At 69.5% G+C, this 20318-nt stretch carries 22 protein-coding genes and 3 pseudogenes; 16 read left to right on the top strand and 9 right to left on the bottom strand.

From position 1 onward, the window contains the following. Positions 1–17 precede the first annotated feature (17 nt). The gene (locus SGLAU_RS32340; RefSeq protein WP_043507505.1) at positions 18–797 is read left to right on the top strand and encodes a hypothetical protein; all 780 of its coding nucleotides are present in this window, start codon (positions 18–20) and stop codon (positions 795–797) included. A 274-nt stretch (positions 798–1071) separates the two neighbouring features. Here the strand turns inward: SGLAU_RS32340 and SGLAU_RS32335 are convergent, their stop codons facing one another. Next, positions 1072–1740 carry an HNH endonuclease family protein gene (locus SGLAU_RS32335; RefSeq protein ID WP_043507504.1) on the bottom strand — a complete coding sequence of 223 codons (669 nt, stop codon included), beginning with the start codon at positions 1738–1740 and terminating at the stop codon, positions 1072–1074. A gap of 75 nt (positions 1741–1815) precedes the next feature. On the opposite strand from SGLAU_RS32335, the gene SGLAU_RS37045 reads away from it, so the two are divergent. The 6 genes from SGLAU_RS37045 (at position 1816) to SGLAU_RS32310 (ending at position 6929) form a co-directional block, all read left to right on the top strand. Further along, a complete protein-coding gene (locus SGLAU_RS37045) occupies positions 1816–2211 on the top strand; it encodes a DUF6233 domain-containing protein (RefSeq protein WP_412556276.1) in 396 nt (131 codons plus the stop codon). Positions 2212–2860: 649 nt separating this feature from the next. Further along, positions 2861–3874 (top strand): DUF6192 family protein, encoded by a 1014-nt coding sequence (locus SGLAU_RS32330; RefSeq protein WP_043507606.1) that lies wholly within the window; start codon positions 2861–2863, stop codon positions 3872–3874. 2 nt (positions 3875–3876) lie between these two features. Then, complete coding sequence (locus tag SGLAU_RS36615) at positions 3877–4290, top strand: hypothetical protein (protein WP_099052973.1); 414 nt, start codon at positions 3877–3879, stop codon at positions 4288–4290. 37 nt (positions 4291–4327) lie between these two features. Further along, positions 4328–5182: an IS5 family transposase gene (locus SGLAU_RS32320; protein WP_043507503.1), complete on the top strand. Its 855-nt coding sequence runs from the start codon at positions 4328–4330 to the stop codon at positions 5180–5182. A 108-nt stretch (positions 5183–5290) separates the two neighbouring features. Next, a complete protein-coding gene (locus SGLAU_RS32315; protein WP_043507502.1) occupies positions 5291–6166 on the top strand; it encodes a GNAT family N-acetyltransferase in 876 nt (291 codons plus the stop codon). A 289-nt stretch (positions 6167–6455) separates the two neighbouring features. Beyond that, positions 6456–6929, top strand: a complete 474-nt coding sequence (locus SGLAU_RS32310) for a hypothetical protein (protein WP_043507603.1) — start codon at positions 6456–6458, stop codon at positions 6927–6929. Positions 6930–6979: 50 nt separating this feature from the next. On the opposite strand, the gene SGLAU_RS36610 is transcribed toward SGLAU_RS32310, so the two are convergent. Beyond that, the gene (locus tag SGLAU_RS36610) at positions 6980–8347 is read right to left on the bottom strand and encodes a NucA/NucB deoxyribonuclease domain-containing protein (protein ID WP_244315381.1); all 1368 of its coding nucleotides are present in this window, start codon (positions 8345–8347) and stop codon (positions 6980–6982) included. 301 nt (positions 8348–8648) lie between these two features. Next, a complete protein-coding gene (locus tag SGLAU_RS32300) occupies positions 8649–9656 on the bottom strand; it encodes a hypothetical protein (protein ID WP_043507500.1) in 1008 nt (335 codons plus the stop codon). 89 nt (positions 9657–9745) lie between these two features. Between SGLAU_RS32300 and SGLAU_RS32295 the strand changes: the two genes are divergently transcribed. The 4 genes from SGLAU_RS32295 (at position 9746) to SGLAU_RS35080 (ending at position 11377) form a co-directional block, all read left to right on the top strand. Next, complete coding sequence (locus tag SGLAU_RS32295) at positions 9746–10105, top strand: DUF6233 domain-containing protein (protein WP_043507498.1); 360 nt, start codon at positions 9746–9748, stop codon at positions 10103–10105. Positions 10106–10426: 321 nt separating this feature from the next. Beyond that, the gene (locus SGLAU_RS32290; RefSeq protein WP_043507495.1) at positions 10427–10627 is read left to right on the top strand and encodes a hypothetical protein; all 201 of its coding nucleotides are present in this window, start codon (positions 10427–10429) and stop codon (positions 10625–10627) included. A 94-nt stretch (positions 10628–10721) separates the two neighbouring features. Then, positions 10722–10970: a DUF6207 family protein gene (locus SGLAU_RS32285; RefSeq protein WP_063838949.1), complete on the top strand. Its 249-nt coding sequence runs from the start codon at positions 10722–10724 to the stop codon at positions 10968–10970. Between the two features lie 104 nt (positions 10971–11074). Beyond that, positions 11075–11377: an SH3 domain-containing protein gene (locus SGLAU_RS35080; protein WP_043507494.1), complete on the top strand. Its 303-nt coding sequence runs from the start codon at positions 11075–11077 to the stop codon at positions 11375–11377. Positions 11378–11413: 36 nt separating this feature from the next. Here the strand turns inward: SGLAU_RS35080 and SGLAU_RS32275 are convergent, their stop codons facing one another. After that, complete coding sequence (locus tag SGLAU_RS32275) at positions 11414–12367, bottom strand: ATP-dependent DNA ligase (protein ID WP_244315380.1); 954 nt, start codon at positions 12365–12367, stop codon at positions 11414–11416. Positions 12368–12794: 427 nt separating this feature from the next. On the opposite strand from SGLAU_RS32275, the gene SGLAU_RS32270 reads away from it, so the two are divergent. From SGLAU_RS32270 to SGLAU_RS32260, 4 genes and pseudogenes are all read left to right on the top strand, one after another. Beyond that, positions 12795–13127 (top strand): putative quinol monooxygenase, encoded by a 333-nt coding sequence (locus tag SGLAU_RS32270; protein WP_043507491.1) that lies wholly within the window; start codon positions 12795–12797, stop codon positions 13125–13127. Between the two features lie 67 nt (positions 13128–13194). Further along, positions 13195–13348 (top strand): annotated as a pseudogene (locus SGLAU_RS36605) (IS701 family transposase); the annotation flags it as partial. A 218-nt stretch (positions 13349–13566) separates the two neighbouring features. Then, positions 13567–13770 carry a cold-shock protein gene (locus tag SGLAU_RS32265; protein ID WP_043507490.1) on the top strand — a complete coding sequence of 68 codons (204 nt, stop codon included), beginning with the start codon at positions 13567–13569 and terminating at the stop codon, positions 13768–13770. Between the two features lie 140 nt (positions 13771–13910). After that, a pseudogene (locus SGLAU_RS32260) lies at positions 13911–14069 on the top strand (IS5/IS1182 family transposase); the annotation flags it as partial. A gap of 234 nt (positions 14070–14303) precedes the next feature. Here the strand turns inward: SGLAU_RS32260 and SGLAU_RS35075 are convergent. The 5 genes and pseudogenes from SGLAU_RS35075 to SGLAU_RS32240 all read right to left on the bottom strand — a co-directional run. After that, positions 14304–14462: pseudogene (locus tag SGLAU_RS35075) on the bottom strand (IS5/IS1182 family transposase); the annotation flags it as partial. Between the two features lie 461 nt (positions 14463–14923). Continuing rightward, positions 14924–15400: a hypothetical protein gene (locus SGLAU_RS32255; RefSeq protein WP_043507489.1), complete on the bottom strand. Its 477-nt coding sequence runs from the start codon at positions 15398–15400 to the stop codon at positions 14924–14926. 669 nt (positions 15401–16069) lie between these two features. Next, positions 16070–16471, bottom strand: coding sequence for a DUF6009 family protein (locus SGLAU_RS32250; RefSeq protein WP_043507487.1), 402 nt, complete (start codon positions 16469–16471; stop codon positions 16070–16072). Beyond that, positions 16468–17988, bottom strand: a complete 1521-nt coding sequence (locus SGLAU_RS32245; RefSeq protein WP_043507486.1) for a phage/plasmid primase, P4 family — start codon at positions 17986–17988, stop codon at positions 16468–16470. Before SGLAU_RS32245 ends, SGLAU_RS32250 begins: the two co-directional genes overlap by 4 nt. Continuing rightward, positions 17985–19025, bottom strand: coding sequence for a bifunctional DNA primase/polymerase (locus tag SGLAU_RS32240; protein ID WP_052414187.1), 1041 nt, complete (start codon positions 19023–19025; stop codon positions 17985–17987). The genes SGLAU_RS32245 and SGLAU_RS32240 overlap by 4 nt, the downstream gene beginning before the upstream one ends. An 884-nt stretch (positions 19026–19909) precedes the next feature. Here SGLAU_RS32240 and SGLAU_RS36600 point away from each other — a divergent pair. Then, positions 19910–20287, top strand: coding sequence for a hypothetical protein (locus SGLAU_RS36600; protein ID WP_244315379.1), 378 nt, complete (start codon positions 19910–19912; stop codon positions 20285–20287). Positions 20288–20318: the final 31 nt, after the last annotated feature.

Raw genomic sequence — 20318 nt, 5'->3', positions numbered from 1 at the left:
CGGCCGCGCGGCGCGCGGTGACCGTTCTCGCGACTGTCGGCGCGGCACTCGCGGGCACGCTGTTCACGGCTCCGGGCGCGCACGCAGCCGACAGCGACATCACGTTCTCGAACGTGGTCATCAACAAGGGAAGGCCGATTGTCCTCGGCACCGGCGCCCGGATCGAGGTGCCGCTGACCTACACGCTGAAGACGAAGGTGAAGCTGGACCACTGGTCCGTGCGGGTGAGGCGGGGCACCGGCGACAACGTGACCATGCTGGCCATCGGGTCGATCCAGTGGAGCTGCGGGCAGTCCGCGGCGGGCGGCTACACCTACTACGACTGCGACGAGTCCCTCCAGATCGACCCGGACACACTGCCCAGCGGCAACAAGCTCGTCAACAGCGACGCCACCGTCTGGAACACCTCAGGCCTGGCGATCAAGGCCGACGGCAGCTTCGACCTCGACCTGCTCGCCACCACCACCCGCCTCAAGCGCGCCTCGGTCATCGCATGCGCCGACGCGAGCCCCGAGCCGGTCACCAAGGGCAAGCCGATCACCATCAAGGGCACCCTGAAGCACGCGAACTGGACCACGCACCGCTACGACCTGTACGGCGGGCAGAAGGTCACCCTCCAGTTCAAGGCAGCGGGCGCCACGAAGTACACCAACGTCAAGACCATCTCGACCACGTCCGCGGGCGCCCTGAAGACGACGGTCACCGCCGCCAAGGACGGCACCTGGCGCTGGTACTACGCCGGCAACTCCGTCACCGGCGCGTACGCCACGAACGACGACTACGTCGACGTCCGCTGACAGAACTACCGCGCCCTCTGCCGACACCCGCCACCGAGTACGCCGGCAACCGGCCGGTCGAGGACGGGGTCACACACGCCGCGGGAGCGCGCGCCGAGCCCACCCCAGTTTCATCGCCGGGCAGGCCGGTCGACATGTCAGCTCGGTACTCCGCGGCGGCGAGGCGTGCGGGGTTATCACGTCCCCCATCTGAGCGGCCGACGCTGCAAAGAGCAGGAACACCGCTCAGCGGCGGGGTGTCACCCTGCCCCTGAGCGTGCACGTTGCGGGGCGGCTACCGCGCGAACGTGACCTCCACCGGGATATTCGGGCAGTCGGCGACGGCGTTGGTGAGGGTGTCACGCTCAGCGTTGTCGACGGTGAGTTGCCAGCGCAGCTTGGTGGCGACCCAGTCGGTGAGGTACTGGCAGTGGTACGGCGCGTAGGTGGGCAGCCACTCGGCGGGGTCCTGGTCGGCCTTGGAGCGGTTGCTGCGAGCGCTGACCGCGATTAGGGAACGCTCGTCGCCGAGGTCGTTGGCGTAGGCCTCGCGCTCAGCAGGCGTCCACGCGGAGGCGCCCGAGTCCCAGGCCTCGGCGAGTGGGACCAGGTGGTCGATGTCCAAGCCGCTCGGCGAGCTGATGTAGAGGTTGTCGTAGGCGCTGTACCACTCCCCTCCGGTGAGCCTGCAGGGCACGGTCTGCTCCGGTGCGAGGAACGCCTCCTCGAGCAGGACCTCGTTGCGGGTCGAGCAGCCGTCCTTGTCGACGTCCACCCAGTGCCGGAAGCTGCTGCGCTGGTACCCGGCCCGGCTCTCCTCGGCGGCCGCAAGGACCTGGACCGCGTCGTGCAGCGGCAAGGCCAGGGTCCCGCCCGCCTCGCCAAGCGGTCCAGCAGCGTGAGCAGGGGTGGTGAAGGCAGCGACGACGACGGTGGCGGCCGCGAGAGCGGTGAGGATGCGCACGGGCAGTCCTTTGCTGGGAGATCCGACTGGTCGGGATCTTCGTAGCGGGACAAGCCGAGCGGTGACGCCGCATCCGTGGGTCGTTCACCCGTGCGCACGGTTAGTCGCACCGCCGGGCGTGGGGTCGCCGCGGCGGAGGCGGCTCGCCGGCTCGCGCCGGCGCCGCCGGAGTGGCGGCTGCAGTCGATCCGGACCATGGCGGGCCCAAAGGCTCTGCGGGTACAGGCCGGTGACTGCTCTATGGGCGGCGCCAAGCCGGTCGGCCGTGAGGAGACGCGGCGGCTGCTCACCGAGGGCGTCGAGCCATGGCCGTACCGCAGCCCCGACAAGGCGCTCGGCAGGCCAGTCGAGCGGGAAAGGCGGAGCGTCGGCGCTGTGGTCAGGAAGCGACCCCCGCCAGCGATGCCGTACGCGTGCAGGTACTCGCCGGTGCGGTGCACGGGCATCAGGAGGTGCCGTTCGAGCGAGTAGTCGGGCTTCGGCGCGTTCAGCGGCGGGGCTGTCCGCGCGGGCGGGGTGCTGGAGCTCGGCCAGGCCGGTGGCCGCGTCCCTCAGTAGGTGTTTTTGATCCCTGGCCGTGAGGTGGCTACGCCTGGATGATCTGAGTCGTGGGGGTTGGCGGGACGGCTCGGCGGTATTGCCGGGAGTGCGGTGATCCGCTGCCGCAGACGATGGCGGCGGAGGCAGTGTTCTGCTCGGGGCGGTGCAGGTCACGACGGTGGCGGAGACTTCAGCAGACTCGCCAGCGGGTCATGGCGATGCAGCGGGGAGAGCATGCGGAGTGCCCGGTCTGCGGGCGGTCGTGGACGGTAGGAGTGGAGCGGTCGAAGGCGGCGGTGTACTGCTCGGACCGCTGCCGGGTCCGGGCCTGCCGCCAGCGGCAGGCGTCACGGAACGGCGTAACGGAAACGCCATAGCCGAACGCCTCGCCAACACCTCCAACAACCCGGGTTTTGCAAGGTAGTTGGGAGCAACTGCCGAGCGCTTCGAGCGCCCCTGGTTCACGCCCTGCCCCGGCGTGTCGCGCGCGCGTCACGGTGGACAGTGACCGGGGCCGGCGCCCCTTTGACCGGTCCCGTCGTGGCGGCTGGGCCGGACCCGGGCGAGGACGGTGGTCATCATGACCGACGTGACCGACCGGATCGGGAACGTCACCCGGCAGCGTTACGAACAGCTCGTCACCCAGGCCAAGGAACTGATCGCGCAGATCGCCCGCTCGCAATTTGCCCTGGGTGACATAGCGTTGGAGATCGAGCCGATGAGGGCGGTGGGCGGGTCGATGCCGAACGGCACGGAGGACTTGTTCACCGTGACGGAGTCGTTGCAGATGTTCGCGGATGACATCGGGGTGGAGCGGCGGACGGTGGAGGACTGGCGTTACACCGCGAATCGCTGGCCGGCGAAGCGCCGCAGGGAGGGCGTGTCGTTCACCGTTCACCGCATCCTCGCGTCGGTCGTGGAGGAGGACGAACGGTGGGCGGCGATCGAGGACGCGCCGTTCAACCCGCGCACGGGGGCGAGGCAGTGGACGCCGGACGGCGCGAAGCGGGTCGTCGGCCAGCGGGTCGACCGGCCGGTCACTGTCGATGAGAAGGTCCAGGCCGTGGCCGACCTGACCCGGGACGACGAGGTCGCCGCCCAGGTCGCCACCGACCTGCTGAAGCGTCCGGCGGTCACCGAGCACGTCACCCCGGCCGAACGGGTGCGCGTCGTCACGGAGCTGACCAGGGACGACACCGTCGCGCAGGAGGTCACCAGCAGTCTGCTGCGCCGCCCGGACGTCGCTCGGAAGACGATGCGGGACGACACCACGCGGATGCTCGTCAACCGTGCCCAGTTCGACAACTCCAACGAGACGCGGGACCGAATCCGGGAGCGCACCCCGGCCGTCCGCGCGATCGAGCACACCATCGAATACCTCGACCTGGTCGGCTCCTGCCACAGTTTCGTGGCCACCCTGGGCCGCCTGGTCCCGCAGCTGCGGGGGCAGGAGTTCACCGAGGACGAGCGCGAGACCGTGAGGCGTCAGATCGGCCGGGTCCGCGCGGCAGCGGACTGGCTCGAAGGCGCCCTCGACAACGGCGAGTTCACCCTGGACGAGCAGCTGGTCGAGCTGCTCAAGGGCGAGGAGTAGCCGTGCCGCGACGCCGGGAGGCGCGGCCGCTGGCCGAGCACTACGGCGACCTGGTCCGCGTCGCCCTGATGGAAGCACGCCCCGCCGGCCTGCACACCTACCAGCTCATGACCGCCACCCGCCTGACCCGCTCGCAGATCGGCCGCGGCATCCGGCACGTCCGCGACGTCGTCGCCGCCGAGGACCTGACGCCGATCACCTGGACCCGCAGAGACGGGTTCATGTTCTCCGACGACCCCGCGGACTGGATCGAGTACGACAAGCGGCAGTTCCGGCAGATCCTCGGCCGACTCACCCGGGTGATCACGGGCACGCTCGATCCGCACCTGGCCCGCTACCCCGACGACGAATGGGCCCAGCTCGCCACCGCCCAGCTCACCGGCGTCCGCGCCACCCTCGCCCAGCTCTCCAAATAACCCCCGTCCACAGCCGATCACCTCTGTCGAGCCCGCCATGCCCGCTGCCTCCCGTCGCCGCCGCTACCCGTCCGACACCTCTGTCGCCGAATGGGCACTCCTGGAACCCCTGCTGCCCATCCCGGCCTGCCAGACCAAGACCGGCGGCCACCCGGAGAAGTGGCCGCGGCGGGAGATCGTTGACGGCATCCGTTACATCGTCGACAACGGTGCGAAGTGGCGGGCTCTGCCTGCGGATTTCCCACCGTGGGAGACGGTTTACGGGTTCTTCTGGAGGTGGAACCGGGCCGGAGTCGTCACCTACATCCGTGACCAGCTCCGCCGCAGGATCCGTACCGGCAAGGGCCGCTGCCCGCACCCGGTGACGCTGATCGTGGACTCCCAGTCGGTCAAGGGTGCCTCCACCGTCGGCCGCAACAGCCGCGGCTACTACGCCGCGAAGAAAATCAACGGTCGCAAGCGACATATCACCGTCGACACGCTCGGCTTGCCCGTGATGATCACGGTGACGCCCGCCGACATTCAGGACCGCGACGCCGCCCGCGACGTGTTCTGGCGGCTACGCCTCACCCAGCCGCAGATCACCCAGGTCTGGGCCGACCGCGGCTACGCAGGCGACCTCGTCGACTGGGCCCGCGACCGCCTCTGGCTCACCCTGCGCATCGTCTCCCGGCCCAAAGGGGTCAAGGGCTTCATCGTGTTGCCCCGCCGTTGGAAAGTCGAACGCACAATCGGCTGGTGCATGAACGCCCGCCGCAACGCACGCGACTACGAACGCCTGCCCCAGCACTCCGAAGCACACCTGAACTGGGCACTCATCACCATGATGACCCGACGCCTCACCCGGAAAAGCCCCCGCACCAGCCAGTGGACGAAGAAAACTCGTGCCTGATCAAGAGCAGCTACGTCACGTGACTGAAAGGCATCGACCCAGCCGTGGCGACGGTGCATCTCCGAGCAAAGCACTGAACCGAGTCGAGTACATCCGGGATCATGAACCATGCTTCCGGACACCTGGCACCTCACCGAAGACATCGAGGACTTCCTCGCCCGCGCCGGAGATTTTCTCCGCTCGCGCCCCGCTCTGCACAACACGCCGCTCACGACACTGGAAAAGTGGCGGACCCAACCGGGCGCGTTCACCCCAGGTTCCGTCCTCTTCGGCCGACTGGAGTCGGCGGGCGAGACCCAAGCGATCTTCTACCGCCCGCCGACTCGTCGGCTGACCCTCACCCCGCTCTCCCCCGAGCGGGCCGACGCTCTCGCCGTCCATCTGACCGGCCTCGGCCACATCCTCGCCGGCGTCACCGCGGACCACGACACCGCCACCGCCTTCGCCGAAGCCTGGCAGCGGCACACCGGCGCGACGCCCACACTCCGCGTCCGTATGCACCTCTACCGCCTCGACACCCTCACCCCGCCGAACCCGCACCCAGACGGCCACAGCCGCCCGGTGGGCGAACAGGACCACGACCACCTCATGCGCTGGTGCCGTGAACTCGCCGTCGACCTCGGCGAGACCGTCACCATCGACACCGCCTCCTGGGCCAGCACCCGCTTCGCCGAGAAGACCTACACCTTCTGGGAGACGCCCGACGGCACCCCCGTCTCCATGGCAGGCCTGAACCCGATGATCGCCGGCATGGTCCGGGTGGACCCCGTCTACACCCCAGCCCACCTCCGCGGACGCGGCTACGCAGCCGCCGTCACCGCAGAGGTGAGCCGGGCCGCGCTCGCCGCAGGAGCCACAGAGGTCGTGCTCTTCACGGACGCGGGCAACCCCACCAGCAATGCCCTCTACCAACGCCTCGGATACCGCCGGATCACCGACTGGGCCCCGTACGACTTCGCCTACGCCACACCAGAAACCAGCTAGGAAGCAGGAGCGCGACAGGCACAGACAACCCCACACCATCCCAGGACTTCACACCCAGCCCCTGCCGACCCTCCGCGATCCGTGGCGCAGGTAGAAAAACACCTACTCAGTGCCGGCGACTGGCCCGCGTCCGGATGCGCGGCAAACCCTGCACCACAGCGCCCTTCTTCGCGAAATGCTCCGTACGGCGGGCCATGTTCGGCCGGTTCACTGCGCTCGGGACCCACTTCCGCGCCGGTCGGGGTCTAGCATCCACCGAGACCGTGTCCTCGTGTGGGAAGGGGCCCTTGTGGCGCAGATCGTCCGGCGGCAGCGTGTGAGCGCGTACGTGGCGTTCCACGCGTTCGCGTTGCAGGAGTCCGATGACGCTGACCTGCCTGTCCCTTTCCCCGACGAGTTTCCTCGCCACTCGTTCATCGGCACGCATCCGGGCCGTCTGGACATCAGGAGCGGTGGGCACACCCACACCGCCGTTCTGGATGTCGAGGTATGGGACGGCGTGCCGCCGCCGCAGGATCCGGCGGACTGGGACGAGCAGGCGGAAGCTGAGTTCGCGTCGACGAGTGGGCAGGTCGCGGTCTGGTCGGGGAGCATCGGCCGGATGGATGACGACATCACGCTGGCTGACTCGGGGGGACTGTGGCGGGTGCGGGTCCATTGCGTGGGGCGGGCGGAAGCCGCTGCTTTGTCGGAGGGTGAGGGTACCGGTGTCGGCGTGGAGCGCTATCTCATCCAGTTCTGGCCGGCCGGGCCTAGAAAGTAGTGCCGGCGCGGTGGGGCCGGTTTGGCCGCCCCCACCGTGCAGGGCGTGAGTCAGGTGACGATCTTGACGATGAAGCCGTCGTCCATTCCGTCGATGATGCGGTTCTTGGCGTAGAAGCTCTTGAGGATGTTGCCGCCGGCCTCGTTTTCCGGTCCCGGGATCGGCTTCACGGAGAAGTTGAACTTCTTGGCCTCCGAGTCGTACTCCACCTCAGCAGCTCCTTCGTAGGTGCTGGCGAACGGGTACTCATCGCATTGCTTGCCGCCGCTGGCGTAGTTCGCTCCCCAGTACCGCTTGCACTGCTTGACCGCGGCCGCCCGGTTTTTGTCGTTGCGGGAGCTGCTGACCGTGCGGTGAAGCGGGTCTTTGGCCGTCTGGCCGGGGACCTTCTTCGCAGACATGTAGGGCTTGGTGTCTTGTGGGACCAGGAAAGCCTGACGGATGTGCAGGGCCTCCGCTCGTTCCTCCGCGCCCTGCTTGCCGCTCAGGGTGAGCGGTGTGATGTAGCTGAACGTCGCAGCGCCCCTCTTGTCCGGGTTGCCGCCGCCGGTGGAGTTGGCCAGGTACTTGGCCGCGTCCCAGCGCGGCGCGAGCATGAACAGGTTGCCGCCGTCGCCGTTGAGCTTCCAGGGGGCAGGGGCGGTGTACTTCACTGAAGGCTCGTAGACAGCGAAGAGGAGGTCAGATGATCCCGTGCCCTGGCCCGCTTTGGCGAGGACCGTCTGCGTGAAGGTGCTCTGCGCCTTCAGCTGGGCGAAGGTTCTGGCACCGGCCGGCAGGTCGCCTCCACGGGTGTAGCGCGCTCCGGAGGGCCAGCTCTTCGGGATGTTGCCCTTGGTGGTGATCGACAGGGCGCCGGCGGCGTTGCTGCCGCCCTTGACGAAATCACTGAAGTGGTACGCGAAGGTGATCGTGCGACTGTTGCGAGCGATGGTGCCGATCACGCGGAGGTTGAAACCGCTCTCACCCACAGGGCGGTTGTTCCGCGTCCAGATCTGCACAAACGATGCTCCGTTGCACACCGCGAAGCGCGACTTGACGAAGAACTTCTTGTCGCTGCCGAGGCCCTTCTTGCACTCCTCGAAGCTCATCTTCCTCGCCGGCTCCGGAGCAGTCGCCCGCGGCCCCGCAGCCGAAGCGGCCCGCGTCCGCTCCCCCGGCGACGACGGCAGCGGTGTCCCGGATGCTTGCGTCGACAGCTGAGCATAGGAGGCGGCAGGACCGGCCGTCTCCAACGGCATCTGTGCCTGCGACTCTGCGGCGGCGGCCAGTTGCCGCAGCCGCGCCATACCTTCCCCATTCTTCAGCGCTTCGAGCGATGGCTTCGCCGCGCCGACGGGCAGCACATACGTCTCCACCCGTAGCTCGCCGACATCATCCGCACTCGCGACCGACGGCGCCGCCGTCAACAGGGCCATGGGCACCAAGACAGCCACCGCCTGTGCGGCACGGCGCCTGAACCATGTGAGATCCATACAGTCGAACCCCCGATCTCGTGCAGTGCCAGGCCTCATTCCTGACACCGGGTCGGGAGAACTCCTATCGAACTGGTGATCGCATAAGCCAGTGACACACTGAGCCTGGCGCAATAAGAGCGGCACTCTGTCCGGGATCAGCGCCGCAAAGCCAACCGGTTCGCCCGTTGGTGCGGAGATACCTGCCGCCCCCGAACGGGGCGTGGGCTCACAGCTTCATAACCGGGCGCGGCAACCGACTCGGTCACGAGGCACGGCGGAAGATTGCTGCTGGCCCGATGGCGTGGGGACCGTACTTGTCGCGGATGCGGTCCATGACCTGTTCGGCCAGCAGCCGGTCCTCGCGGGTGTCGTCGAGGCTGATCTGCTGGGCGGCTCGGGCGGCGTCGATGAGGTCTTCGCCGCGCAGGGTGATGCCGGTGAGGCGGCCGCGCTGGAGTCCGGCGGCGTCCATCAGCTGGTAGGTGAGTTGGCGGAGGTCGTCGTCGTGGGCGGACGGCTCGGTCAGGCGGCGGGTCTTCTCCCAGGTGGTGCCGCCCGCGAACTTCAGGGTGAGGGTCAGGGCGCGGGCGGCCTGGCCGCGGCGGCGCAGGCGCACGCCGAGGCGGACGACCAGGTCGAGGAGGGCGGCGCGGACGGCGGCGCCGTCCAGGGTGTGCCGGTCGAAGGTGCAGCCCACGGTGGCGGAGGCGGGCAGGGCCCGGGGGACGACCGGGCGGGGGTCGATCCCGCGGGCGCGGTCGACGGCCAGGCGGCCGGCGCGGCCGCCGAGGAGGCGCTGGACGGTGGCGGGCGGTACGGCGGCGAGCAGGCCGACGCTGTGGATGGCGTAATCGCGGAGCACGGCCGCTTGGCGGGGGCCGATGCCGTGCAGGGCGTCGACCGGGAGCCGGGCGAGCCAGTCCGCGGCCTGGCCGGGAGCGATGGCGAGGACGCCGCCGGGCGGCGGGACCTGAGCGGAGGCGGTGGCGGCGACGGTGATGGACGGGCCGATCCCCACCCGGACGTCGACCCCGAGCCGGGAGATGGAGCGGATCCGCAGCACCTCACCGAGCCGGTGCGGGGTGGAGCCGTGGTAGCGGATGGCGCCGGTCAGGTCCACCAGCGCGGCCGTGGGCGGCAGGGCCTGCACCACCGGCGACAGACCGGCCAGCTCCTCCAGGACCTGGCGGAAGGTCTCCTCCGCCAGGCGGTCGGCGCAGCGCACGTGCATCACCACTGCCTGCCGGTGGGTACGCGTCTCCGCGCTCATCACTGCTCACCTCCTCCCCCACCACGTTATCGAACGAAAAATCGAACACGCGAGGCCGGAAGGTCGATCTTGGGGTTAGAATCGAAACTGTGTTCGATGACTTGCCGCCTGATCTGGAGCGCCTGCTCACCCTGCGGGTGTGGCACGCGATGTGGCTGGAGCGCATCGACCGCAAGATCGCCGCAGTCCAGCAGCGGCAGGCCGCGGAAGAACGGGCCCGCCGACTGCGGCCCGCGCCCCCCGACTGGGTCGCCGCCTTCGGCATCGGCGCCGGCCGCGAGCCCGCCGAGGTCCACGCCGGGGGCTGCCACATGACCGGGCCCCGCTGGCGTGCCGTCGACCGGGACGAAGCCCGCCGCCTGCTCAGCTCCGGTGTGCGCGCGTGCGGCCACTGCCAGCCCGACGTGCAGCTGCACATCCTCGACTTAGCCGTCACAGCGGCTGTGTGAGCAGAACGCACAACAGCCCCGGCCGGCGATCAGCCGGGCGGGGCCGTGACGTGTGTGTGGTCGCGAAGGGCGGTCGCCTACGCGGCGAGAGGCTCCATGAGGCTTCAGCCGAACGATCGTCCTCATGGGCAATAGGTGAGGCCCGGGGACACTGTCCCCTTCACAACCACGTCCTCCATAACCAGCACCGGCAGCCGGGCATTCCCGCGCTGCCGCCGCCGTCCGGTGGTCGCCTCACCATGATCGAACTTGCGTGCGACAGTGGCCGTATTCTGATGGTCGGTGGCTGATATCCGCCCGGCCAGAACTGGAACCACACCGATGACCAGCGCAGCACCACCCGTCACGGAGCCCGACCCGTCCGCGCTGACCTGCCCCGGAGCCCTCGTCGGCCCCTGCGCCACCTGCCAGCGCAAGACCCACAAGTACGGCCGCGGCGGCACGCCGCTGTGCCAATGGTGCATGAAGCCCGTCATGGAGAAGTGGGGCCCCCAGGTACGCCACGTCAACACCCGCTCCTGAACAGCCGCCCCGCCGGCCGCGCGCCCGAAGACACGGCCGGGTGAAACCGCCGCCCACCGGAAACGCCGCCTCCGGCCGGCGCGTCATGCCGGGCATGGAACCGATCAACGCACTGCACGTGTCCGAGCCCGGGCTCCTCGTCGTGGAGGTCGCGGCCGCCGACGACGAAACGGCGCTCGCCTTCCAGGACGCGGTCGCCGCCCGCTGGGCCACCGCGACAGCCGACCGCACGACCCACGAGCCCGGCCAGCCCGGGGTGCGGCTGCGCTTCTACCTCGACCTGCGCCAGGAAATCGGCACCGAGCAACCAGGCGCCGGACCGCCCGGCAGCCAGCTCGGCTGAGCCCCGGAAGCGGTTCATAACGGCGCAACCGCCTCATGTGGGTGGACCAGCCGGTCATGTCGTGTCACGGACGGGCAGACGCCGTTGGGCAGGGCATGCGAAGGATGATCACAGCCGCTGCCTGTGCCGCTGCCCTGAGCGGCGCTCTGCTCGCCCCGGCGCCCGCCAGTGCTTCCGACTGCGGGTATGAGGCAACCGCCACCGTCCACTTCCGCTCCGGCCCCGGCACCGGATACACGTCCCTGGGACTCCTGCGGGCCGGTGACCGGATGGGCGACCCCAAGAAGCGCGACGGGGGATGGTGGAAGACCTTCCCCATGGACCGCACCCAGTCCGGCATCAAGGCCGGACGGATGGGCTGGGTCAAAGCCACGTACCTGCGCGAGTCCGTCTGCATGAACCACTGAGCACCGGACAGCCCGCACCCTCTTGCCTGGAGCTGTTCAGCCCGCGAACGGTGGTCCCTGGTCGGGTGTGAGGTCGTCTCGCAGGCGCAGGTAGCGAACCGGGTGGCGGTAGCGGCCCGCGTCGACTGAGGTGTCAGCGATGAACTCGACGACCAGCTCGGGGCGCACGGGGTGGTAGTCCAGCTCTTCCCGTGTGCCCCAGCCCGCGCTGAAGCGGCGGCCGTGCCACGGGTGGCCCGTACCGCCGGGGCTGATGCGGTCGGCTATCTCACGTCGGTCGGCCGTGCGCAGCGGTGTGGTCCGGGCGACCAGGCGCAGACGGCCGGCGGTGTCGTAGCGGCCCAGCAGCAGCGTCTGCGGCGAGGTCAGCGAGCCGGTGATCCCAGCGAGCACCGCTTCTGCGGTGACATGAGAACGGACCTTGATCCACGCCCGTTTGCCTGGCAGGTAGGGCTGGTCCAGGCCCTTGACCATGACGCCTTCGATGCCGGCCTCGCCCCATGCAGGGTCCAGCCACTCCTGCGCCACGGCGCGGTCGGTGGTGTTGGGGCACAGGGTGAAGGGTGCGGTGAGGTCGCCGCGGGCGAACCACTCCTCCAGGACCGCCCGGCGGTGGCGGTAGGGGCGGGTCAGCAGTTCAGTGCCGTCGGCCTCCAGGACGTCGAAGACGATCAGGTACGCGGGGAACTCGGCGGCGGCTTCGGCGGCGCTGCGGCCCCGGCGCCGCGCCCGCCGCTGAAGCTCCCCGAAGTCCAGCCGCCCGTGGGCGGGCACGACCAGCTCACCGTCCAGGACCACATCGAGCCCGGCGCCCGCCGTAGCGATGTCCGGGAACGCCGGCGTCAGGTCCGCGCCCTGCCGGGACTGCACCAGCACCCCGTCCGGGCGGGCGAACAGCAGAGCGCGGAAACCGTCGCTCTTGGCCTCCATCACCAGACCGCCGGGCAGCGCCCCCTCCGGCGGCAGCTCCCGGCGCGCCTCGGCCAGCATCGGCTCAATCGGAGGAGACAGCACCACACCGCCACATCTACGCGATGCACCCCCACTACCGCGCGCTGGTACACCCGAGCGGCCTACAACCGCCAGGGACCGGTCTACAGCGCCAGGGAGGGGGAGCAGGGGCCCGGCGACGCGGCCTCGTACGGTGGCGGTACGCCGCCGACCGGTGCGCTCCGCCTCCCTACGGGAACCGCGGATGCCTCCCCCCTCCCCAGCCCGGGTCTACGACCAGGCCGGTGCCGTCACCTCCTGCGCTCAAGCACCCAGTCCGAAGCGTGTCACCAACGTCCCGGGACAGGTGATGCAACGGGCACGCGGGGAGCTGTGAGGGCCGTTCGGCGCCGTACGATCTTGTCCCCACCGGGCCCGGTACGAGGAACGGGCCTGCAAAGCACACGCATAGCGGAGAGAGAGTCCGATGATCTTCATTACCGCCAAGTTCCGCGTTCTGCCCGCCGATGCCGACCGGTGGCCGGAGATCGCCGCCGAGTTCACGGAGGCCACGCGCAGGGAGCCCGGCTGCCTGTGGTTCGAATGGTCGCGAAGCGTGGCGGACCCGACGGAGTACGTCCTGGTCGAGGCCTTCCGCGATGACGAGGCGGGTGCCGCTCACGTGCAGTCCGCGCACTTCAGGGCCGCACAGGAAACGCTGCCGCGCCACCTGGTCGAGACACCTCGCATTGTGAACATGACGGTTCCGCAGGACGACTGGTCTCTCCTGGGCGAGATGGCCGTCGCGGAGCAGGACTAGGGACCCAGCACTGAAACGGTGCTTGCCCCTGGGCGCACTGATGACCAGGTCGGTCGTTGGTGTGGTTATGGGTGGGGCTGCGAATGTCAGGTTGTGGGCGGGTGAACTGGACGCCGCATAAGCGGTTCGTGCACCGTTTCAGCGAGGGCTGATCGCTCCACTGCAGCGGAAGAAACGGCTGGACGCTGGCGGAGGAAGCCGGCCACACCAGCCCGGACCGCGCGTTGCCTCCGGCAGTCAAAAGGGGAGCAAAAAGCAGCACTGCCGCACATCCGCCTCGGTAGCACAGTGGGCCAGGGAGCCGGGCCTCGTCTGGCGCCTCCGGTCGGATAAGCGGAGCGCTCGGGGGTACACCGGGTGTTGGCTCGTGCGGCCGCGCGGGCCGGAGCATGCCCGGCGAGAGGGCTGTTCCCAGGCATGACACGAAGGATCGACCAGTATGGCCAGCGGCACCGTGAAGTGGTTCAACGCCGAAAAAGGCTTCGGATTCATCGAGCAGGACGGCGGAGGTCCGGACGTCTTCGTCCATTACTCCGAGATCAAGGGCGCCGGGTACCGCGAGCTGCACGAGGGCGAGCACGTCACCTTCGACATCGGCCAGGGCCCCAAGGGCCCGCAGGCACAGAACATCACCCGTGGCTGAGCAAACAGGAGGCGGCTGCCCGGTCCGGCAGCCGCCTCACTCATGCCCGCCCGCGAGCCACAACCGACCTGGACCGCCCGTGTCCCGTACAGCGCTTAGAACGTCATTTCAGTTGGCGTGATCTTGCGGCAATCTGGGTGATGACTGCTGCGCTTGTCGAGCGGATGGCGCCGGAAGACCTGTGGACATTGTTCCAGCGGGTGGTGCCGCCGGCGCCGGTTCGCCCGCAGGGTGGAGGGCACCGGCGGCGAGGGGACCGCGAGGTGCTGGCTGCCATCATCTTCGTGGCCACCTCGGGGCTGTACCAGGGTCGCGCAGCGAGGCGCTGGACCTGACGGTGCTGCGGGCCCGGCGGGCATTCCGCACGGCCGCGGAAGCCCTCGATCTCAGTGTCGAACGCCTGCGCCACCTCGGGGAGGCCTTCACCGCGGCGTCCGACCGGGCACACACCACGATGAACCGCTACGCGCGCCGCAGCGATGCCGAGATGCCGCACACGGTGCGCGAGACGACCAGCAGGCGCACCGCGCACAGATCGCGCACCGCGACCAGTCCAGCTCACCTCGGGAACCGGGTTCGTCCAGGACCAGGCGGGCGTGCTTGGCCCACACCCTGGCCTCGCTCCAACTCGGTGAACCGCCGGAAGGCAGTTACCCCACCCCTGACAGGCCGAAGCCTGGTGGCAACTGGTTCCTGCGTAGCACCACGTCCTGTGCCGGCCAGCCTGCGGCCTCGGCGTGCTCGGCGAGCCATGCGCCGCGGTGGGCGGGTCAGTTACGGTGACGGCCAGCCACACTCCACCGGCCGAGCCGTCGGGCAGCAGCAGCTGCGGTGCGTGCTCCGGCGGGAGCGCAAGCCAGGTGGGGACGGGGCGGGAGCGGAAGAAGAAGGCGGTGGCGCGGGTTCGCCCACCGGGCCAGCTCCAGTGCGTGTTCCGGCCCCGGCCGGGTGAGGGCGGTGAGTTCGAGGACTCGTGGGGCGCGGTCGGGTAGCGGCACCAGTAGCTCTCGGGCGGCAGCGAGGACCTCGGTGTACAGACGGGCCGCGTGGCAGGCCTTGGCCGGGGCGCCGTGCAGGGTGCCCGATGTCGCGCTGTACACCTCGCTCCACACGCCCAGGGCTTCTTCCTGGGCGGCTCCGAGTTTCGCTCCCATCAGCCGCTCGGCGATCCCTGCGGCCCGGCCGCGGTGGTAGCCGCCCGGTCGGCCAGCTGTCCGCGCAGCACGCCGGCCGCCGCGCTCACCCGCTCCCACGCCTCAACACCCGCGGCGTCGGCGGCGGTGGTGGAAGCCGGTGTTCTCACGTCCGGCATGGCGTCGTCCCGGCCGGCCTGAGGGCCGCTGGTGGCGCCGCGCGGGGCGCGGGCGGCGTCCACGGCGTCGAGCAGGCCGAGGGCTGCGGACTTCAGGCCCGCCGGCGCGGCCGGGGCGCCCGGCAGACATGACTCCGCGACCTCTCCGGGCCGCTCCGGGAAGGTACCGACCAGGATGCGGCGCGCGTCCGGCAGCAGGCCCAGGGCCCGCACCCCCGGCTCGCCCTGCGCGGTCAGCGCCGCGGCTAAGGCCTCGTCGACCTCCGGCGTCTGCGTCTGGGGTCGTTCGTCCCCGCGTTCCGGCGGCTTGGTGTCCACCGGTGCACCGTAGAGCCCGCGGGCTGGCGCCCGCGGCGAAACGGGACAATCCGGCGCGGGGCCTGGGGCTGCAGGAGCGCTTACATGGTTCTGCCTTTGCTCCAAGGACGCCACCGCCAGCGGCTGGCCTCGGGGGGCTCGCGCCTTCCGGCAGGGGGCACATCCTGTTCTCCTCCGGTGCGGGCCTGGCCGAGGGCTCGGTCTTCACCCTGGGTCGGGCGGGAGCCGGGACCCGCCCTGGGTGAGCAGGCCGCGTATCCGGTTCATGTGCCGGTCCCCGCTCCCGTCAGGTCTTGGCGGGAGCGGCCAGCACCGCCGCCGGGGCGACGTCTACAACAGCAGCGACGAAGCCCGGCCGCGCGTGCCGCGGCGCTCGCGCTCGAGGAGGACATCGATGGGATCGGCGTCGCGGCGGCGAGGCAGTGCCGGCCGTCCGACGTGGACGGTCCCGCGTGGCGTGCGAACGTAACGCGGGACCGTCATGCCAGCCGTCCTGTCAAGGCTGGACAGCTCGCACGCTATGTGCCTCTCGGCGCGCCCGCACCTCAGCACGTCGGAGAAGGTGAGGGATAGGTCCGCGCGAGGATCAGAGAGTTTTGGTGGACTGGTGCAATCAGCCGTCGGTAACAGCTGTGCTCGGTCTGGGCGAGACCGGCCGCAGGGCTGTTCTCACAGCGGCAGCGTTATGCCGAGTTCTTGCATTGCTTTGGACGGCGGGCCGCCTTCGGAGCGTTCGGTCTTGTAGCCCTTCACCCGCGGCTCAAGGGTGCGGGGGTCGATGGCCTCTGCGGGCGCGCTCTTGGCGTACAGGCCGTCGGGCTCGCTGTCGCGGTCGTGGGGCAGGAGCCAGAAGACGCGGCGGCGGAAGGTGCCGGAGGCGCGGGAGGGCTTGGCGGTGGGGCCGAGGATGGCGTAGCCGACCATGCGGCCGTCGCGGTGGTAGGCGGGTTTGCCTTTGCGGGTGGGCAGGCGGTCTAGGCTCTGGCGGACGTAGTCGAGGGTGTCGATGTTCTCCAGCCAGACGATTTCGGTTTCGTGGCTGATCTCGTCGGCGGTGATCAGGGAACTCATGTGGTGGTGTCCCTCTCGTCGTCGGTGAGCAGTCCGATGCCCGGGTAGTGCTTGCGCTGGTTGGACAGGATCATTTCTTTGGGTGAGGCCAGTCCGACCAGTTCTCGCGTGCGGGCGGCGAATGCCCGGGACGACATGGCCGGCGCTCCTTCATTGTGGCACCAGGCTTTGTAGGCGGCGTAGAGGGCGGTCTGCTCGGCGCGCAGGTCGGGGCCGAGGGTGCAGCATTCTTCGTAAAAGCGGCCGGTGTGGTCTTCGGTTTCGGCGTAGGCGGTGGTGGCGATGCGGACGCGTTCTGGGCCGGTGAGGTCGCGTTCGCCGGCGAGGTAGCGGCGGGCGCCGTCGATCAGCCAGTTCAGGATGCCGGGGCCTTCCTCCATGACGAGGATGTCGGCCAGGTTGTCGATCTTGCGGTGGTCGGGTACGACGCGTTCGAAGGGGATGAGGCGCATGCGGCGCCAGAACGCGAAGCCGCCGGTTCCGACTTCGGGGCGGTGGTTGCCGAGGAGCCAGAGTTTGTGGGTGGGTTCGAAGCTGAAGAAGTCCTGCCGCATGCGGCGGGCTTTGATTCGGTCGCCGCCGGTCAGGAGCTTGACCCGGGCTTCGTCGAATTTGTCGCCGGGCTTGACCTCGGAGCAGACGATGACGCGTCGGCCGTGGAGTTCGGCGAGGTCGGTGGGGTGGCCTTCGTAGGGGCGTGCCATGAGGAATCCGGGCGGGGCGGCGTCGGCGTAGTCTCCGAGCAGTTTCATGAGCACGTCCAGCAGGACGCTCTTGCCGTTCTTGCCGGCTCCGAAGAGGAAGGGCAGGACTTGGCCGCCGACGTCCCCGGTGACCGAGTAGCCGAGCAGCAGTTGCAGGTAGGAGATCATCTCCTGTCCTTCGGCGTCGTCGCCGAAGGTGTCGGCCAGGAACCGCTCCCAGCGGGGGGTGGGTACCGGCTGGGGGCCGACGGTGGTGGAGCGCGAGTGGAAGTCCTTGTTCGGGTCGGGGGTCTTCACCAGTCCGGTGCGCAGGTCGACGATGCCGGCCGGGGTGCACAGGGCGTAGGGGTCGGCGTCGAGCCGGGCGGCGTTGAGGACCATGCCGGGTGCGGACTTGGCTTGGGTGAGCATGGCGTTGATGCCGGTGGTGGACAGGGCTCGGCGGCGGTGCTTTTGCAGGGCGGTGGTGGTGAAGATGCCGCGGGGGTCGTGGGTGGCGAGGTTTTCGGCGAGGTCTCCGGCCGCCCACAGAACGGTGTCGTCTTCGTCGATCTGCCAGCGGGTGGTGTCCCATCGGTACCAGCCGATGTTGGGTACGTGCCGGTAGTCGTTGGCGTACAGCTTGACGAACAGCTTGGCGTTGCCGCGGTCGGAGAGGGTGTCGGGCAGCAAGCCGTGCGTGGTCGCCTCGCCGGCAGGGGTGCGTTCGCCGTCGGTCTGGGCGGGGACGGCGGCGGTGCCTTGTGCCCGGATCTGTGCGGCGACGGCTTCGGGGTCGAATTCGAAGAGGGTCTCGGGTCCCGGAGAGGTCACGGACGCCTCCCGCTGGTGTGCAGGGGCCTCTTGAGGCCGGCGGCAAGGCCGCTGCGGATGATCTGCTCGATGCGGCGCTCCTGGCCGGGACGGGCGGCGAGAGCGGCCTCGTGGAGGGCCTGCTCGGCGTCCGCCTGGTGGAGGCGGCCTGCGGCGATGAGGCCGCCGATGGTGTAGGCGGCGCGGTTCAGGGTGTCGGAGAACCCGGCGCCCTCGGCGACTTGGCCGCAGGCCTCGACCGGGGCAAGGATCGTCGCCAGGGTGCGCTGGGCGTGGTCGCGGCCGCCGCCTGCGGCGAGGACGGCCTGGTGGGCGCGTGGGGGTACGGGGCGTGGTGCCGGAATGCTGGGGGCGGGCAGGTGTCCGGTTCGCTCGAGTTCTTGGGCCAGCCACAGGGGCAAGGCTGCAGGTTCGCGGGTGGTGCCGATGGGTGCGTACGAGCCGCGGCTCGTGGTGGTGCCGGGCGCGATGATGTAGCTGCCGTAGGCGCGGATGTCGACCTGCCAGGCGAGAGCTCGGGCGGGGCTGGAGCCGACGGAGGAGAGCCAGCGGCGTTCGCCGGCCCGGTACCAGACGTGAAGACCGCCGGATGGGGTGCGCACGCGCAGGGTGGTTTCGTCGTCGGCGGGGCTGGGCTGGCCGCGCAGTGCAGCCAGGACGGCGATGGTGTGGAAGCCGTTGGCGAGGCCGGTGAGGTCGACGCTGTCGCTGATCGGGATGCCCGGGAGGATCCGGTTGCGGGTCGGCGGCTCGGCGGGATGTGCGTCGATGTCGATAACAATCAGGCCTGCGGGGCCGCAGGCGACTCCGATGCCGAAGTCCGGTCGGGTGCTCCACCAGCGCTGGATGCGGTCCTGGTTGAGGGTGGCGGCGTAGAAACCGTGGCACCACCGTCCGGCCGGGATGCATGGGCAGTCGGCAGGGGCGTGTGGGTTTGTGCGGCAGGCGCTGCAGTTCGCCGCCGGGGTCTTCAGACCGGGGGCCAGAGGGTGGACGGGCCAGCCTCGTCGGGCGCACCAGCTGGCGGTGGCCAGCATGCTGCCAGCGACTGAGGACTCAGGGCTGGGCGTCCCTGAGTCGCTGGCAGAAAACTGCAGCTCAGCAGGCATCTGCACCCCCTTACCAGCGACCGAAGCGACTGAACGACGGACACAGACTAGCGAATGCGAGCTGGGTCGGTGTGGAGCACATGCGGAACTGGCGTGACGCTGTATCGACGATGAGGCCAAAAAGGGCGCAGAGCGATGGCCTCAGAGCGACTGAACTGGCAGTGCAGCGACCGGACCGCTTCAGTCGCTGCACTCTCTCGACTGGAAAACCCCAGGTCAGGGTCATAGCGCTACCCGAACAGCGACTGAAGCGACTGAAGTTCTCTATATATGACGCACACGCGCACACTTGAATGTCTTCATATATCTGGAAGTTTGGTCGCTTCAGTCGCTGCCTACCGTCAGGACCCTGCTTGACCTGCGGTTTTATCCACTTCTCGGCCAGCGACCGAAGAAACACTGGGTCGCTGCCGTTCAGTCGCTACACGCAGACCCAGCCACGACTGAAGCGACCGAAGCGACCGAGACTCGGACATGCCCTTGCCCTCCCAGCGCCACACAGGACGGACCCCGGCTCCCGCCGCAGGAAGCCTTCTCCTCGATTGCGGCTGGCTGCTGTGCTCCCCTCAGCAGCGCACCAGAGACCCAAGAACACCAGCGCCGCTCTCGCCTCGCGTCCGTCCGCGGGAAGACGAAGGTGCCGGTGACAGCAACCCTCACGATTTCCCGTGACGTGCTGCGTCTCTTGGCTGTGGTCGACGTTCTCCACCGTTGGCCGCCGCGTCCTGGACCGGCTGCCGTACCTCAGCGACCCGGAGACACAAGCCGACCGTGAACCGCGGCTTCAAGGAGCTGCGTGCAGCAGGCTTGCCGTGGCCCTGGAAGACGGCCAGCTTCACCCGCTACTCACCGGCGGCGTGGTCTCCTCGGTGGTTCTGGAGCTCAGGGCTGCCGGCCCCGAGAGCTTCACCGAGCAACGAAGGGCCCGGTCGCAGCACAGGTGGCCGATCTCGTTGCTACCGGCTGACCCTGCCAGACGCGGCATTGTGTTCGGCTCCCTCACCCGCGACGCGGGTCGACACCCCACGGACCCCAACATCCCCTCCCCGCTCGTGTCCGTCGTCGCCGTAAACGAGGACTACATCAAGGACACGCCCCTCAGGGACGCCATTCGCAATCAGCACGAGCAAAGACAAGGCGGATGGTTCGGAGACAGGGCTGAAGTGGGGAGCCTCCTTCGGAACGGCTAGATTCGGCGTCGCCAACCACGAGTTCCTGGGG

Origin of the sequence: Streptomyces glaucescens, assembly GCF_000761215.1 — a bacterium.
Lineage (GTDB): Bacteria > Actinomycetota > Actinomycetes > Streptomycetales > Streptomycetaceae > Streptomyces > Streptomyces glaucescens_B.
The sequence above is the reverse complement of the archived record's forward strand: the minus strand, read 5'-3'. Positions and strand labels throughout refer to the sequence as shown.